This window comes from Allobosea sp. WAO, from assembly GCF_001509835.1.
Lineage (GTDB): Bacteria > Pseudomonadota > Alphaproteobacteria > Rhizobiales > Beijerinckiaceae > Allobosea.
In genome coordinates this window covers 53143-67583 of sequence record NZ_JXTJ01000004.1, presented here as the reverse complement: position 1 = coordinate 67583, position 14441 = coordinate 53143, and the positions used below count along the sequence as shown (strand labels likewise).

Sequence of the window (14441 nt, the reverse complement as noted above, 5' to 3'; positions counted from 1 at the left end):
CTTACGGCGCAAGCTCAAGAAACTGCTTGCGGCCTTCCCCAGCTCTCGTCCTGAGGAGCGCTTCTCAGGATGAGGGCCAGGAAGGCCCTGCTTGGACATGCGGTCCGTCAGCTCAGCTCGACGTTCACTACGCCCGGGGCAGCGCGGACGGCGTTCGCGACCTGCTGGTTGATCGGATAGCGCCCGGGCAGCTCGACCTCGACCTCCTGTGCGCCATCGTCGAGGATCATCACCAGCGAGACCTTGCCGACGGCGCGGGCACCGTCGCCGCGCGGTTTGATCCGTTCGGCGATCGAGGCGAGCGCCTTGTCGTCGCGCAGGAAGACGCAGAGATCCTGCTTCTGGCGCGAGGCGAGTTCGTCGAGCCGCTCGACATCCTCGATGCGCGGACGGACTTCCTCGCCGTCGAGCACGGCCGAGAGCCTGATCACCAGCGCCGCACCTGGCTCGAGCAGGTCGCGATAGCGCTGCAGGCCTTCCGAGAACAGGATCGCCTCGAACTGGCCGGTCGGGTCCGAGAGCTGGACGATGCCCATCTTGTTGCCCGATTTGGTCCGGCGCTCCGATCGGTCGATGACGGAGGCGGCGACCTTGGCGATCGAGGTGCCGCTGGCCCGAACGGTGCGGGCGAAATCGGCATAGCTCTGGACCCGCAGGCGCTTCAGCACATGCTCGTAATCGTCGAGCGGATGGCCGGAGAGGAAGAAACCGACGGCGTCGTGCTCGCGCTGCAGGCGCTCAGCCGGCGCCCAGGGCTCGAAGGGCGGAATGCGGAAGGCTTCCGCGCTCCCGCCGCTGCCGAGCATGTCGAGCTGTCCAGCCGCGGCCTCGTCACGAATGCGGTTCGAGAGCGCCAGCATGCCGTCGACCGCCGCCATCGCCTTGGCGCGCTCCGGCTCGATCTCGTCGAGCGTGCCGGCGCAGATCAGCGCCTCGATCGTGCGGCGGTTGACCAGCCGCGTATCGATCCTGCGCGCGAAATCGGCGAGGTCGCGGAAGGGACCTTCCTTGGCGCGCGCCACGACGATCGACTCGACCGCGGCGCGTCCGACGCCCTTGATCGCTCCCAGCGCATAGCGGATCGCACCATCGGCGACGTCGAAATCGACGCCGGAGCGGTTGATCGAGGGCCGTTCGACCTTGATGCCGAGGCGTTCGGCATCGCGGCGGAATTCCGAGAGCTTGTCGGTGTTGCCGATGTCGAGCGTCATCGACGCCGCCAGGAACTCGACCGGGAAATTGGCCTTGAGATAGGCCGTCTGGAAGGCGACGACGGCATAGGCCGCGGCATGGCTCTTGTTGAAGCCGTAGTCCGCGAATTTCGCCAGCAGGTCGAAGATCTCGGAGGCGATGTCCTTCTTGATGCCGTTCTCGATGGCGCCCTTCACGAAGCGATCGCGCTGGGCGTCCATCTCCGCCTTGATCTTCTTGCCCATGGCGCGACGCAGCAGGTCGGCTTCGCCGAGCGAATAGCCCGAGAGCGCCTGCGCCACCTGCATCACCTGCTCCTGGTAGACGATGATGCCATGTGTCTCGGAGAGATAGGGCTCCATGCCGGGATGGAGATAGGTCGGCTCCTCCAGCCCGAGCTTGCGGCGGCAATAGGTTGGGATGTTGTCCATCGGACCGGGGCGGTAGAGCGCCACCAGCGCGATCAGATCCTCGATCCGGTCGGCCTTCATCTCGACCAGCGCCTTGCGCATGCCGACCGATTCCACCTGGAACACGCCGACCGTCTCGCCGCGCGCCAACATGGCGTAGGTCGTCGGATCGTCGAACGGCAATTGCGCGAGGTCGACCTTGATGTCGCGCTGGGCGATCAGCTTGACCGCGATGGTCAGCGTCGTCAGCGTCTTCAGGCCGAGGAAGTCGAACTTCACCAGCCCGGCCTGCTCGACCCATTTCATGTTGAACTGGGTGACGCGCATGCCGGTGCGCGGATCGACCGAGAGCGCGACGAGCTGCTCCAGCGGCCGATCACCGATGACGACGCCGGCGGCGTGGGTCGAGGCGTGGCGGTGCAGGCCTTCGAGCTTCTGGGCGATCTCGAGCAGTCGCGCGACGACAGGTTCCTCCGCCGCCGCCTCCTGTAGCTTCGGCTCGCCGGCGATCGCTTCCGGCAGGGTGATCGGCTTGGCCGGGTTCTGCGGCACGAGCTTGGTCAGCTTGTCGACCTGGCCGTAGGGCATTTCCAGGACGCGGCCGACGTCGCGCAGCACGCCGCGTGCCTGCAAGGTACCGAAGGTGATGATCTGGGCGACGCGCTCCTGGCCATAGCGGTGCTTGACGTACTCGATCACCTCTTCACGCCGGTACTGGCAGAAGTCGATGTCGAAGTCCGGCATCGAGACGCGATCCGGATTGAGGAAGCGCTCGAACAGCAGGCCGAAGCGCAGCGGGTCGACGTCGGTGATGGTCAGCGCATAGGCGACGAGTGAGCCGGCACCCGAACCGCGGCCGGGCCCGACCGGGATGTCGTGGTCCTTGGCCCATTTGATGAAATCGGAAACGATGAGGAAGTAGCCCGGGAACTTCATCCGGGTGATGATCGAGAGCTCGAAGGTGAGCCGCTTGTCGTAGTCCTCGACGGTGAAGCCCTGGGCTGGGCCATGCTTCTCCAGCCGGGCGGCGAGCCCTGCACGCGCCTGACTCTCCAGCTCCTCCGCCTCGTCGCGGCCCTCCTCGCCGAAGCGCGGCAGGATCGGCTTGCGGGTGCCGACGCGCCAGGAGCAGCGCCGCGCGATCTCGACAGTCGAGGCCAGCGCTTCCGGTAGATCGGCGAAGCGGCGCTTCATCTCGGCCCGCGTCGCGAAATAGTGTTCCGGCGTCACGCGGCGGCGCTCATTGTCGGACAGAAGCCGGCCGGCCGCGACCGCCAGCAAAGCGTCGTGCGCCTCGAAATCCGTCGGCTTGCCGAAATAGGGCTCGTTGGTTGCTACGATCGGCAGGTCGGCGTCATAGGCGAGCTTGAGCAGCCCGGCCTCGACCGAGGGGCCGTCATCGCGCTCATGGCGCTGCAGCTCGACATAGAGACGGTCGCCGAAGCTCGCCTGCAGTCGCTTCAAACGCGCCCCGGCCTGCGCCGGCTGGCCAGCCCGCAAGGCAAGGTCCAGCGGCCCGCCAGCGCCGCCCGTGAGAGCGATCAGGTTCTCGCGTCCATCGTGCAGCTGTTCGATGGTCACCACGGGCTGGCCGGCGCCGGCCGCCAGGCAGGCCTGGCTCACCAGCTTCATCAGATTGCCGTAGCCCGCCTCGTTCATGGCGAGCAGGACGAGATGGCCGATCACCGGCTGGACGGGCTTGCGGCCGCCGCCCTCCTCGTCCTGGAAATCGACGCCGAGCTGCACGCCGACGATCGGCTGGACGCCGATGCCCGCCAGCTTCTCGGAGAATTCGAGCGCGCCGAACATGTTGTTGGTGTCGGTCAGCGCCATTGCCGGCTGACCGTCGCCAGCGGCGAGCTTCGCCAGCGCGCCGACCTGGATCGCGCCTTCGAGCAAGGAATAGCTCGAATGGACGTGGAGGTGGACGAATCCGACCTCGTCCTCAACCTGCGAATCGTTCTTCCGGTCGGTCATGATGCCCTCTCGGGCGGGTTATCGCGCAGCGTTGCGCCGGGGTCGAGACGCTGCGGCGGCCGGGCTGTGGACGCCAGGCGCATGCCGCGCAGCCGGGGCCGCGAGGCATGTCGGGAACCTCCTCAGACGCCCGGGGCGGAGGCCAGCGCCGCCCAGACCCAGATCATCCCGACGAACAGCGCGAGGGCGAAAAACTCGGCGGCGCCGGCCATCAGCTTGCGAGCGATCAGCATGTCGGTCTCCTTCGTTCGATCTATGTTCAGGTTAGTTCCTATTTTGTTCACGTCAATGCCGATAGGTTAGTTCCACCTGCCGCACGTTCGACGGCGGTTAACAAAACCTTTCGCAGCATCTGCCGGACTTGCGCCGACGACGGCTCCGCGTCAAGCCCGGCGCGGGCTCGGCTTCCATGACGGCGGAGCCGGAGTGGCCGGGACCTGCCCATGAACTCGCAGAACAAGGACGGGGTGTCCGAAGCCCTGGATGAAGCGGTTGCGGCCGAAGCTCCCCGCCCGGGCCAGACCGATCACGGGCGCAACACGGCGATGGGCATCGCGTTGATGGCAGGGGCGATGCTGATCATCCCGAGCTCCGACGCGATCGCCAAATATCTCAGCGGCGCGCATTCGGCCGCCTTCCTGAGCTGGGCCCGCTATGTCGCGGCGCTCGGCTTCCTGCTTCCAATCGTCGCCGTTGCACAGTGGCGTTCGCCGGAACCGCTGATCGCGCGCGAGCAGCTCCTGCCGCAGATCATCCGGACGGCCTTCCTCGTTGGCGCCATGACGCTGTACTTCATGGCCATCAAGCATGTGCCGCTGGCCGATGCGCTAGGGGCCTATTTCGTCGCTCCGATCATCGCGACCTTGCTCGCAACCGTGATCCTGCGCGAGCGGCTCGACTGGCGCCGCCTCGCGGCAGTCGGGCTCGGCTTTGCCGGTGCACTTCTGGTCGTTCGCCCCGGTGCCGAGACCAGCAGCGGCACGCTCATCGCCCTGGCCTCGGGAGCGCTGATGGCCTGCTATCTCGTGATGACCCGCGCCACGGCGAAGGCCTCCTCGCCGCTGTCGACGCTGACGCTGCAGCTCACGCTCGGCATCGCCATGCTGACGCCCTTCGTGATCTTCCAATGGAGCATGCCCGACCGCGAGGGCATCATGCTGATCCTGCTGATGGGCCTGGTCTCGGCCGCCAGCAATCTGATGACGATCAGCGCCTTTCGCTTCGCCCAGGTCTCGACGCTGTCGCCGCTGGTCTATCTCGAACTGGTCGGAGCGACGGCTCTGGGCCTCGCGGTGTTCGGCGACTTTCCGGCGCCGGCGACCTGGGCCGGGATCGCGGTGATCGTCATCGCCGGCCTGATCGTCGTCGCACCGCGCCGGAAACCGAGAGCGCCCTGAGCCGGGCCAAGGAGCCCAGCACGAGTAGCCGCGCGGCGCGCACGGTCGAGCCCTGCCCCAATCTGCCGTCTGCATTTGGCGGACGTGCCGGTCAGCTCGCTTCCACCTGACCAGCTCTCCTGCTCGAACTGGTGCTAGTCGAGCGGAACGACCAACCCGTCGCGAATCGTGACGCGCCGGTCCATGCGATAGGCCAGGTCGAGATTATGGGTTGCTATCAGCGCTGCGAGGCCAGAGGCCCGGGCCAGCGCCACCAGCGTGGAAAACACGTGCAGCGAGGTGTGCGGGTCGAGATTGCCGGTCGGCTCGTCGGCCAGCAGCAGGCGCGGCGCATTCGCAACGGCGCGGCCGATGGCGACGCGCTGCTGCTCGCCGCCCGACAATTCGCTCGGCAGATGGTCGAGCCGGTCGCCCAGGCCGAGGAAGGTCAGGAGCTCGGTCGCCCGCTCTGACGCCTCCCGCTTGCCGAGGCCGCGAATGCGCTGCGGCAGCACGACGTTCTCCAGCGCGGTGAACTCGGGCAGGAGGTGGTGGAACTGATAGACGAAGCCGATCTCGGTGCGCCTCAGCCGGGTCAGCCCCTTGTCGTCGAGCTGCGAGGTCGCGACGCCGCCGACGAAGACCTCGCCGGCATCGGGGCTCTCCAGCAGGCCGGCGACGTGGAGCAGCGTCGACTTGCCGGTACCGCTCGGCGCGACCAGCGCCACCATCTCGCCGGGCCAGATCGCGAAATCGGCCTTGCGCAGGATCTCCAGCGGCCCGTCGGTCTGCGGATAGAAGCGCTCGATCTGCGAGAGGAAGAGCGAGGGGGTCTCGGTTGCCATGGCCTTGCCCCTAGCCCATGCGCAGGGCCTGGACGGGGTCGAGCCGCGCCGCCTTCCAGGCCGGATAGAGCGTCGCCAGCAGCGACAGGACGAGCGTCATCACAACCACAGCGGTCACTTCGCGCCAGTCGACCACCGAAGGGATGTCGCTGAGGAAGCGCACGGTCGGATCCCACGGGTTGACCCCGAGGAGGCTGCTCACGCCCTTGTTGATGGTCTGGATGTTCTTGGCGAAAAGCAGGCCGAGAACGAAACCGGCGAAGGTGCCGATCACGCCGATCGCCGCACCGGTGATCAGGAACACCCGCAGCACCGTGCCGCGCGAAGCCCCCATGGTGCGCATGATCGCGATGTCCTCGGTCTTGTCCTTAACCAGCATGATCAGGCCCGAGACGATGTTCAGGGTCGCAACGAGCACGATCAGGGTCAGGATGATGAACATCACGTTGCGCTCGACCTCGAGCGCATTGAAGAAGGTGCGGTTGCGCTGGCGCCAGTCGGACAGGACGAGCGGGCGCGGCGCGTCCGCCTCGATCGCATCGCGCACCGCCTGGGTCTGGTCGGGGTTGTCGATGAAGATCTCGATGACGTTCACGTCGCCGTCGCGGTTGAAATAGGCTTGGCTCTCGCCGAGCGGCATGAAGACGAAGGAGGCGTCGAACTCCGACATTCCGATCTCGAAGATCGCCGTGATCGGATAGGCTTTTATCCGCGGCGCCGTGCCGAAGGGTGTCGAAGCCCCGCGCGGCGTGACGATGGTGATGGTGTCGCCGGCCTGCAGGCCGAGCGAGCCTGCGAGCCGCCGGCCGATGGCGACGCCGCCGGACGTGCCGAAACCGTCGAGCGTGCCCTGCTTGATGTTGTTGGCGACGAAGGGGATCGACTTGATGTCGTCCTCCGAGATGCCGCGGACCAGCACGCCGCCATTGCCGACCTGCGAGGAGGCCAGGGCCTGCCCCTCGACCAGCGGGATCGCGAACTTGATGCCGGGCACCTTGCGCAGCCGCTGCGCCACCGCCTCGTAATCGTCGAGAGGCCGGTCGATCGGGGTGGCGAAGATGTGGCCGTTGACGCCGACGATCTTCTCCAGCAGCTCCTTGCGGAAGCCGTTCATCACCGACATCACGATGATCAGCGTCGCGACGCCGAGCAGGATGCCGAGAAACGAGAAGCCGGCGATGACCGAGACGAAGCCCTCGCGGCGGCGCGTGCGCAGATAGCGCCCGGCGAGCAGCCATTCGAAGCCGGCAAAAGGCTTCGTGCCGGTGGGCGCCGCTGCAGCTGGAGGCGCCTCGCTGGCCGTGCTCATCGCCGCGCCCCGCTCACGCGTTCTTGCCGGGGAAGCGGGCCAGGGCCGCTTCCAGCGAAACCAGCTCGCGCTCGCCGCCGGCGCGCCGCTTCAGCTCGACCTTGCCTTCGGCGAGGGATTTCGGCCCGACGATGACCTGCCAGGGCATGCCGATCAGATCGGCGGTGGCGAACTTGCCGCCCGGCCGCTCGTCGCGGTCGTCATAGAGCATGTCATAGCCCTTGGCGGCGAGACCCTTGTAGAGCTGCTCGCAGGCGGCGTCGGTCGCGGCATCGCCGGTCTTGAGGTTCAGGACCGCGATGTCGAAGGGCGCGATCTCGTCCGGCCAGACGATGCCGGCCTCATCATGGCCAGCCTCGATCAGCGCGGCGACGAGCCGGCTCGGGCCGATGCCGTAGGAGCCCATATGGACCGGCGTCTCACGCCCGTCCGGCCCGGCGACCGTCGCGCCCATCGGCTCGGAGTACTTGGTGCCGAAATAGAAGATGTGGCCGACCTCGATGCCGCGGGCCGAGACCTGCTTGTCGGCGGGGATGGCGTCGAAGGCCGGCTTGTCGTGCATCTCCTCGGTGGCGGCGTAGAGGCTCGTCCACTTGTCGACCACGCCCTGCAGCCCTGCGACGCTGGCGAAATCGGTGTCGGCCGACGGCGTCTCGAAGCCGAGGTAGTCCTGGTGGCAGAAGACCTCGCTCTCGCCGGTCGAGGCGAGCACGATGAACTCGTGGCTGAGGTCACCACCGATCGGGCCGGTATCGGCCCGCATCGGGATCGCCTTCAGACCGAGCCGGGCGAAGGTGCGCAGATAGGCGGTAAACATGCGATTGTAGGCATGGCGGGCGCCGGCTTGGTCGAGATCGAAGGAATAGGCGTCCTTCATCAGGAACTCGCGGCCGCGCATCACGCCGAAGCGCGGACGGACCTCGTCCCGGAACTTCCACTGGATGTGGTAGAGATTGAGCGGCAGATCCTTGTAGGACTTGACGTAGGAGCGGAAGATCTCGGTGACCATCTCCTCATTGGTCGGGCCGTAGAGCATCTCGCGGTCGTGCCGGTCCTTGAGCCGCAGCATCTCCTTGCCATAGGCGTCGTAGCGGCCGCTCTCGCGCCAAAGATCGGCGGACTGGATCGTCGGCATCAGAATCTCGACGGCGCCGGCGCGATTCTGCTCCTCGCGCACGACGGCGCTGATCTTGTTGAGCACGCGCAGACCCAGCGGCAGCCAGGAATAGATGCCGGCCGATTGCTGGCGGATCATGCCCGCGCGCAGCATCAGCCGATGCGAGACGATCTCGGCCTCCTTGGGCGTATCGCGCAGGATCGGCAGGAAATAGCGGGAGAGGCGCATCGCAGGGCTCTTCAGGAGGAGATTGCGCCGGCCGGCGCAGCGAGTCGGCAAGGTTCCAGAAACACCATCCCGGTCGCGAAATTGCAACCCGGCGAGTGCCTTAAACGCTGGACAGCCCCATCACGCCTTGTCGGCGAAAGCAGCCTTCAGCGCGTGCTCGACCGGCGCCGGCACGAAGGCCGAGATATCGCCGCCCATCGCAGCGATCTGGCGCACCAGGGTGGCGGTGATATGGCGGGTCAGCGGGGTCGCCGGCAGAAACACGGTCTGCAGCTCCGGCGCCATCGCCGCATTCATGCCGACCATCTGCATCTCGTAGTCGAGATCGGTGCCGTCACGCAGGCCGCGGATGATGATGCCGGCGCCGGCCTTCCGCGCCGCGTCGACCGCGAGATCGTCGAAGGTCACGACCTCGACGCTCGCCCCGGCGGCCTGCGCCAGAGGCTCCGCGACGATGCGCAGCAGCTCGGCGCGTTGCTCGACCGACAGCACCGGCTTCTTTCCGGGGTGGACGCCGATCGCCAGCACGAGGCGGTCGCATAGTTTCGCCGCCGCCGCAATGACGTCGGCATGGCCATTGGTCACGGGATCGAAGGAGCCGGTGTAGAAGGCGGTACGCATACTCCAGCGTTAGCCAAAGCGTCGGACGACGACAAGCGCTCAGGCCACGCGAAGTTCGACGATCAGCCGGTCGACGCGGCCTTCCAGCGCCTGCGCCAACCCGGTCAGCTCGCCGGCGGCGGCCAGCACGGCTTCGGCCGAACCGGCGGTCTGATGCGACGCCAGCGCGACCTGCCCCGTCGCCTGGCCGATCTGGACGATCTCCTGCGTCGCAGCGACGACGTCGGCGGCGATTGCGTGCGTCGCCTCGTGCTGGCGCAGCATGGTGTGTGCGGTGCGCCGCGTCGCCTCGCTGAGCTCCTGCACCATGGCGCGAATCCCGGCCATGCCGTCGACCGTGGCGGCGGTCGCGCGGTTCATCGCGTCGATCTGAAGCGCGATGTCCTGGGTCGCGCCGGCCGTCTGGGTCGCGAGCGACTTCACCTCGGCGGCAACGACGGCAAAGCCCCTCCCCGCCTCGCCGGCTCGGGCAGCCTCGATCGTCGCGTTGAGTGCGAGGAGATTGGTCTGGCCGGCAATGGCCGAGATCAGCCCCACGACCTCGGAGACGCGGGCTGCGCCCGTGGCCAGCCCATCGACGACCTGGCTGACCTCGTCTGCGTGCCGATGCGCCTGCCCCGCCGTGAGATCGGAATGGCGGACTTCCGCCGACAGGCTATCGACCGCACCGAGCAGTTCCCGCGCCGCCCGCTCGATCGAATGGACGCGGGCGATCGCGTTTCCGGTCGAGACATCGGCGTCGGCGGCACCCGTCCTGGCCTCGCCGGCGCTCTCGCTGAGCTGGTTGGCCGTGTTGGCGAGCTCTTCGGCCGCCGTCGCGACCAAACCGCTGACGGTCCGGACCGACTGCTCGAGCTCGCCGGCGAGCTCGCCGAGAAGGCTGCGGCGATGCCGGTCCGCATCGGCACGGCGCGTCTCCTGCTGCGCCTCGCGCCATTGTGCCTCGCGCTGCAAGGTCTCGCGTATCGCGGCGATCGAGGCGGCGATGCCGCCGATCTCGTCGCGCCGCTGGGCGCCGGGGATCGGCTGGTCGGTGCGACCGGCGGCGATGCCGGCCAGCGCATCGGAGAGCCCCCCGATCGGCCGCGCCACCGACCAGCCAAGCAGGATCGCAAAGCCGAGCAAAGGCGCCAGCACGAGCAGGCCGGCAGTGACGATCGCCTCGCGAATCTCGCCGACGACGGCAAAGGCCGTGCGTTCCGGCTCGGTCAGCCAGAGTTGCCAGTTCCAATCGCCGGCCGAGATCTTCTGGCCGCTGGCGACGAGAGGTGTGCCATCCTGGCTCGACATGCGCAGCAATGCGTCGCTGGCCAGGCCGGCTAGGCGCCCTTGGTCGAGCGTATCGCGCGGCGCCGATGCCTCACGGCGGGCGGCGGGGTTGGAACGCATCAGACCATCATCGCCGACGACGAAGACGCGAATGTCGCCGGTCCCGGCAGCGTTGGCGCCGAGTGCATCGTCGATCAGCCCGGAGCCGACCGAAATGACGATCGTGCCTACCTGCTCGATTTCGCCCGATTCGGCATCGTAGAACGGAGCTGCGAGAAATGCCCGCGGCTCGCCCCCGATCAGGTTGTAGGGGGCGTAATCGCGCAGAATCTGCGTCCCGACAGGCTTGTCCCGGGCGGCCTCGACGACATGCGCCAGCCCTGAATCTGCAAGCGCCGGATCGCTAACCAGTCGGCCGAATTCTGGGCCCTTGGTGACGCTGTAGACCACCCTGCCCTTCATCGAGACGAGATAGATGTCCGCGTAGTTGAACTGCTTCAGGGCCGCCGCATAGGTCTCGTGGATCTTGGTATGGCGCCAGGAGTAGCCGTGGCGATGGTCCTGCCCGGACAGCGCGATGCGCTCGGCCACAGGCCGCATCCCGTCCCCCTGATAATGCGAGAGGATGCTGTTGAGATCATGCGATCCGAGCTCCAGCCATTTGCCGAGCTCGTCCAGGGCCGAGACCGTGTAGGCGCTGCGTGCCTGGACGGCGAGCTCGGAACGCAGCAGCACGAGCCGGCGCTCGATGGCGCGCGAATGGCTCTCGGCAAGCGCATGCAATCGCGCCCGCGCCGCTTCATGGGCCCAGTTGGAGACGGCGAGATAGGCGGAGACACCGACGGCTATCGCAGCAAGACAGGCGAGCGCGAGCATGGCGGCGGGAAGCCGCACCCTGAGGCTGAACACTGCTCTCTATCCCCGCTCGATCTTCAGTCGATTGCGGAGGATACAATCCTAAGCCGGTTAACTTTGCTTGAAGACGCCGGTTTGGTGCGTCGAGGCCCCCGCCTCGCCTCGCAGGGAGCCCGGAGACGGGGCCAGCGCCGCGAGCGCGGCGGCGCTGCCGACGACGACAGCCAGAAGAACGATGAAGACAGCCATGAGCGAAACGCGACGCCGCTGCTGGACAAGGAAGCCGAGCTGCATGGATTGTTCTTTGCGAATCAGTGCGTTACATAGACCTTCGAGGTGCGGGAGCCGGCGGGCTCCAGCGTGGCTGGAATATGTCGAATTCGTGACTCGATCATTTCGAGCGATTTCGCGTTTGCATCGCGCAGGCAAGTTTGCCTAAAGCCAGCCCATGCTCACCCTCAGCGATATCACCTACCGGCTCGGCGACAGGCTGCTGCTGGACAAGGCCGGCGCGGCGCTGCCGACCGGCGCGCGCGTCGGCCTCGTCGGCCGCAACGGCACCGGCAAGACCACCCTGTTCCGCATCATCACCGGTGATCTCTCGCCCGAAGGCGGCAGCGTCAGCCTGCCGAGGGGCATGCGTATCGGCGGCGTGGCTCAGGAGGCACCCGGCGGACCGGAGTCGCTGATCGACGTCGTGCTCGCGGCCGATACCGAGCGCGCCGCGCTGATGCAGGAGGCGCAAAGCGCGACCGATCCGATGCGCATCGCCGAAATCGAGACGCGACTCGCCGATATCGGCGCGCACTCGGCTCCCGCCCGCGCCGCAACGGTTCTCTACGGGCTCGGCTTCGACGAAGCGGCCCAGCAACGCCCTTGCTCCGACTTCTCGGGCGGCTGGCGCATGCGCGTCGCACTGGCCGCCGTGCTGTTCTCCGAGCCTGACCTGCTGCTGCTCGACGAACCGACCAATTATCTCGACCTCGAAGGCACACTCTGGCTCTACGACTATCTCGAGCGCTACCCGCACACCGTTCTGGTGGTCAGCCATGACCGCGAACTGCTCGACACCTGCGTCGACCACATCCTGCATCTCGACCAGGGCAAGCTGACGATCTATCGCGGTGGCTACAGCGCCTTCGAGAAGCTTCGGGCCGAGAAGCAGGCGCATCTCGCCAAGGCCCGCGAGAAGCAGGACGCCGAGCGCAAGCATCTGCAGTCCTTCGTCGACCGCTTCAAAGCCAAGGCCACCAAGGCACGGCAGGCCCAGTCGCGCGTCAAACGGCTGGAGAAGATGCAGGAGATCGCGCTCATCGAGGACCGCGACGTCCAGCCTTTCTCCTTCCCCTCACCCGAAAGGCCGCTGTCGCCGCCGATGGTCGTGCTGGAAAGCGCAAGCGCCGGTTATGGCGACCGGACCATCCTGTCGCGACTCAACCTGACGCTTTCGCCCGAGGATCGCATCGCCCTGCTCGGCTCGAACGGCAACGGCAAGTCGACCTTCTGCAAGCTTATCGGCGGGCGCCTCGAGCCGAAGATTGGCCAGATGCGGCGCTCTTCCAAGCTCCAGACCGCCTATTTCGCCCAGCACCAGCTCGACGAACTCCGGATGGAGGACACGCCGGTCGGCCATATCCGCGAGCTGATGCCGGACCAGCCGGAGGCCCGGGTGCGCGCTCGCACGGCGCAGATCGGCTTTCCTGCAGCCAAGGCCGACACGCCGGTCAAGAACCTCTCAGGCGGCGAGAAGGCTCGGCTGATGCTCGGCATCGCCACCTTCGGCGGGCCGCATCTGATGATCCTCGACGAGCCGACCAACCATCTCGACATCGACAGCCGCACGGCACTGGTTCGGGCAATCAACGACTATCCAGGCGCGGTGATCCTGGTCAGCCACGATCGCTTCCTGATCGAGGCCTGCGCCGACCAGCTCTGGCTTGTCGCCGACGGCACGGTGAAGAGCTTCGACGGCGACATGGAGGATTACCGCAGCCTCGTGCTCGGCGGCGCCAAGGCTGCGCGGCGCGAGAAGGCGGGCAAGCAGGAGCCCGCCTCACCTGGCGGCAAGGCCGATGACCGCAAGGGCAACGCCCAGAAGCGTGCGGCGCAGGGGCCGCTGCGCCAGAAGCTCAACCTTGCCGAGGCGCGGATCGCCAAGCTCACCGGGCTGATCGAGAAGGTCGACGAGGTGCTCGGCAACGGCGCGGCCTTCGCGCGCGATCCGGACAAGGCCTTGCAGCTCTCGCGTCAGCGCGCCGAACTCGCGGAGGCGCTCGGCGCCGCCGAAGAGGAATGGCTCTCGCTGAGCGAGGAACTGGAGAGCGCCTGAGACGGCGCTCGATGGCTATGGGGTAGCGCTCCCTGGAGGCCGGCTAGCCCTGCTGCTCGGGCTGGCCCGGCTTGACGATACGGGTCAGGCGGTTGTCGGTGAACATGTAGATCTCGCGCCCGCCGGGCTCGGCATAGAGCACCTGAACCTCGCGCTGGCCCTTGCCGCTCTCGCCGATCAGCACGTCGGTCGGGCGCGTACGTTTCAGCCTGACCAGCTCGCATTCGGTAATGCCGACCGCGATCTCGGCCGGCAAGGGCCGAGTCGAAGGATCGAGCGAGGCGCCCGCCTGGCACTCGCCGTCCGGCATCAGCACCGCCTCGCTGGTCGCGGCACGCACCGAAGCGCTGCTGGTGCGGGTGCCGCGCTCGTCGGAAACGAAGGAAAAACCGCCCATGTCGACGGAACAGCCGGCAAGCGCAGCCGCCAGGGCCAGGGCAACAGGAATTTTCACGCTTTCTTCTCCCAGCGGCCGGTGTCGTCCTGCTGCCAGTAGGTCGCAGCCAGGCCCCGCGCTCGCAATTTCTTCCAGTCCTCGCGGGCCGAAGCCAAGGCTTCCGGATCATCCCCGTCGAACATCAGGATGACGCGCTCATAGGCGTCCAATGCGTCGGGAATACGGACGCCGTCGACGCAGAAGCGGACCTGCGCCGCATTCGGATTGTCCGCGTCAGTGGTGAGGACGATCGGATTACCTGCCGCATCCGGCTCGCCCGCGGCAGCGTGCGGCAGGAAGGAATCGTCGGCATAGGTCCAGAGCCGGTCGTCGAGCGAGCCGAGGCGCTCGCGGCTAGAGCACTGCACCACCACCTTCCAGCCGCGCGCCAGCGAACGCTCGAGCAGCGTCGGCAAGACCTGCTCGAGTGGGCGGGATTGCAGATGGTAGAACCAGATCTCGGCCATGATGCCGGTAT

At 67.2% G+C, this 14441-nt stretch carries 11 protein-coding genes; 2 read left to right on the top strand and 9 right to left on the bottom strand.

Going from position 1 to position 14441, the window contains the following annotated elements; all coding sequences use genetic code 11:
• Positions 1 to 107: 107 nt before the first annotated feature.
• Complete coding sequence (dnaE, locus tag DK26_RS04855; protein ID WP_066468949.1) at positions 108 to 3578, bottom strand: DNA polymerase III subunit alpha; 3471 nt, start codon at positions 3576 to 3578, stop codon at positions 108 to 110.
• A gap of 443 nt (positions 3579 to 4021) precedes the next feature.
• On the opposite strand from dnaE, the gene DK26_RS04850 reads away from it, so the two are divergent.
• Positions 4022 to 4975 (top strand): DMT family transporter, encoded by a 954-nt coding sequence (locus DK26_RS04850; RefSeq protein ID WP_066468943.1) that lies wholly within the window; start codon positions 4022 to 4024, stop codon positions 4973 to 4975.
• Positions 4976 to 5109: 134 nt separating this feature from the next.
• Here DK26_RS04850 and DK26_RS04845 read toward each other — a convergent pair whose 3' ends face one another.
• From DK26_RS04845 to DK26_RS04820, 6 genes are all read right to left on the bottom strand, one after another.
• Positions 5110 to 5799 carry an ABC transporter ATP-binding protein gene (locus tag DK26_RS04845; RefSeq protein ID WP_066468941.1) on the bottom strand — a complete coding sequence of 230 codons (690 nt, stop codon included), beginning with the start codon at positions 5797 to 5799 and terminating at the stop codon, positions 5110 to 5112.
• Between the two features lie 10 nt (positions 5800 to 5809).
• Positions 5810 to 7108 carry a lipoprotein-releasing ABC transporter permease subunit gene (locus tag DK26_RS04840; protein WP_066468939.1) on the bottom strand — a complete coding sequence of 433 codons (1299 nt, stop codon included), beginning with the start codon at positions 7106 to 7108 and terminating at the stop codon, positions 5810 to 5812.
• Between the two features lie 13 nt (positions 7109 to 7121).
• Complete coding sequence (proS, locus tag DK26_RS04835) at positions 7122 to 8453, bottom strand: proline--tRNA ligase (RefSeq protein WP_066468936.1); 1332 nt, start codon at positions 8451 to 8453, stop codon at positions 7122 to 7124.
• Positions 8454 to 8573: 120 nt separating this feature from the next.
• Complete coding sequence (gene coaD / locus DK26_RS04830) at positions 8574 to 9074, bottom strand: pantetheine-phosphate adenylyltransferase (protein WP_066468934.1); 501 nt, start codon at positions 9072 to 9074, stop codon at positions 8574 to 8576.
• 39 nt (positions 9075 to 9113) lie between these two features.
• Complete coding sequence (locus DK26_RS04825) at positions 9114 to 11252, bottom strand: methyl-accepting chemotaxis protein (protein WP_066468933.1); 2139 nt, start codon at positions 11250 to 11252, stop codon at positions 9114 to 9116.
• A 57-nt stretch (positions 11253 to 11309) separates the two neighbouring features.
• A complete protein-coding gene (locus tag DK26_RS04820; protein WP_066468932.1) occupies positions 11310 to 11492 on the bottom strand; it encodes a hypothetical protein in 183 nt (60 codons plus the stop codon).
• 154 nt (positions 11493 to 11646) lie between these two features.
• Here DK26_RS04820 and DK26_RS04815 point away from each other — a divergent pair, with 154 nt between their 5' ends.
• A complete protein-coding gene (locus tag DK26_RS04815; RefSeq protein ID WP_066468929.1) occupies positions 11647 to 13527 on the top strand; it encodes an ABC-F family ATP-binding cassette domain-containing protein in 1881 nt (626 codons plus the stop codon).
• A 43-nt stretch (positions 13528 to 13570) separates the two neighbouring features.
• Here the strand turns inward: DK26_RS04815 and DK26_RS04810 are convergent, their stop codons facing one another.
• Both DK26_RS04810 and DK26_RS04805 read right to left on the bottom strand, forming a co-directional pair.
• A complete protein-coding gene (locus tag DK26_RS04810) occupies positions 13571 to 13981 on the bottom strand; it encodes a hypothetical protein (RefSeq protein WP_248309871.1) in 411 nt (136 codons plus the stop codon).
• Positions 13978 to 14430, bottom strand: coding sequence for a DNA polymerase III subunit chi (locus tag DK26_RS04805; protein ID WP_066468925.1), 453 nt, complete (start codon positions 14428 to 14430; stop codon positions 13978 to 13980). Before DK26_RS04805 ends, DK26_RS04810 begins: the two co-directional genes overlap by 4 nt.
• Positions 14431 to 14441 lie beyond the last annotated feature (11 nt).

What these genes read in the sequence shown, in the direction of transcription:
- dnaE (WP_066468949.1), bottom strand. Translation starts at nt 3,578, where the DNA reads ATGACCGACCGGAAGAACGATTCGCAGGTTGAGGACGAGGTCGGATTC.
- DK26_RS04850 (WP_066468943.1), top strand. Translation starts at nt 4,022, where the DNA reads ATGAACTCGCAGAACAAGGACGGGGTGTCCGAAGCCCTGGATGAAGCG.
- DK26_RS04845 (WP_066468941.1), bottom strand. Translation starts at nt 5,799, where the DNA reads ATGGCAACCGAGACCCCCTCGCTCTTCCTCTCGCAGATCGAGCGCTTC.
- DK26_RS04840 (WP_066468939.1), bottom strand. Translation starts at nt 7,108, where the DNA reads ATGAGCACGGCCAGCGAGGCGCCTCCAGCTGCAGCGGCGCCCACCGGC.
- proS (WP_066468936.1), bottom strand. Translation starts at nt 8,453, where the DNA reads ATGCGCCTCTCCCGCTATTTCCTGCCGATCCTGCGCGATACGCCCAAG.
- coaD (WP_066468934.1), bottom strand. Translation starts at nt 9,074, where the DNA reads ATGCGTACCGCCTTCTACACCGGCTCCTTCGATCCCGTGACCAATGGC.
- DK26_RS04820 (WP_066468932.1), bottom strand. Translation starts at nt 11,492, where the DNA reads ATGCAGCTCGGCTTCCTTGTCCAGCAGCGGCGTCGCGTTTCGCTCATG.
- DK26_RS04815 (WP_066468929.1), top strand. Translation starts at nt 11,647, where the DNA reads ATGCTCACCCTCAGCGATATCACCTACCGGCTCGGCGACAGGCTGCTG.
- DK26_RS04805 (WP_066468925.1), bottom strand. Translation starts at nt 14,430, where the DNA reads ATGGCCGAGATCTGGTTCTACCATCTGCAATCCCGCCCACTCGAGCAG.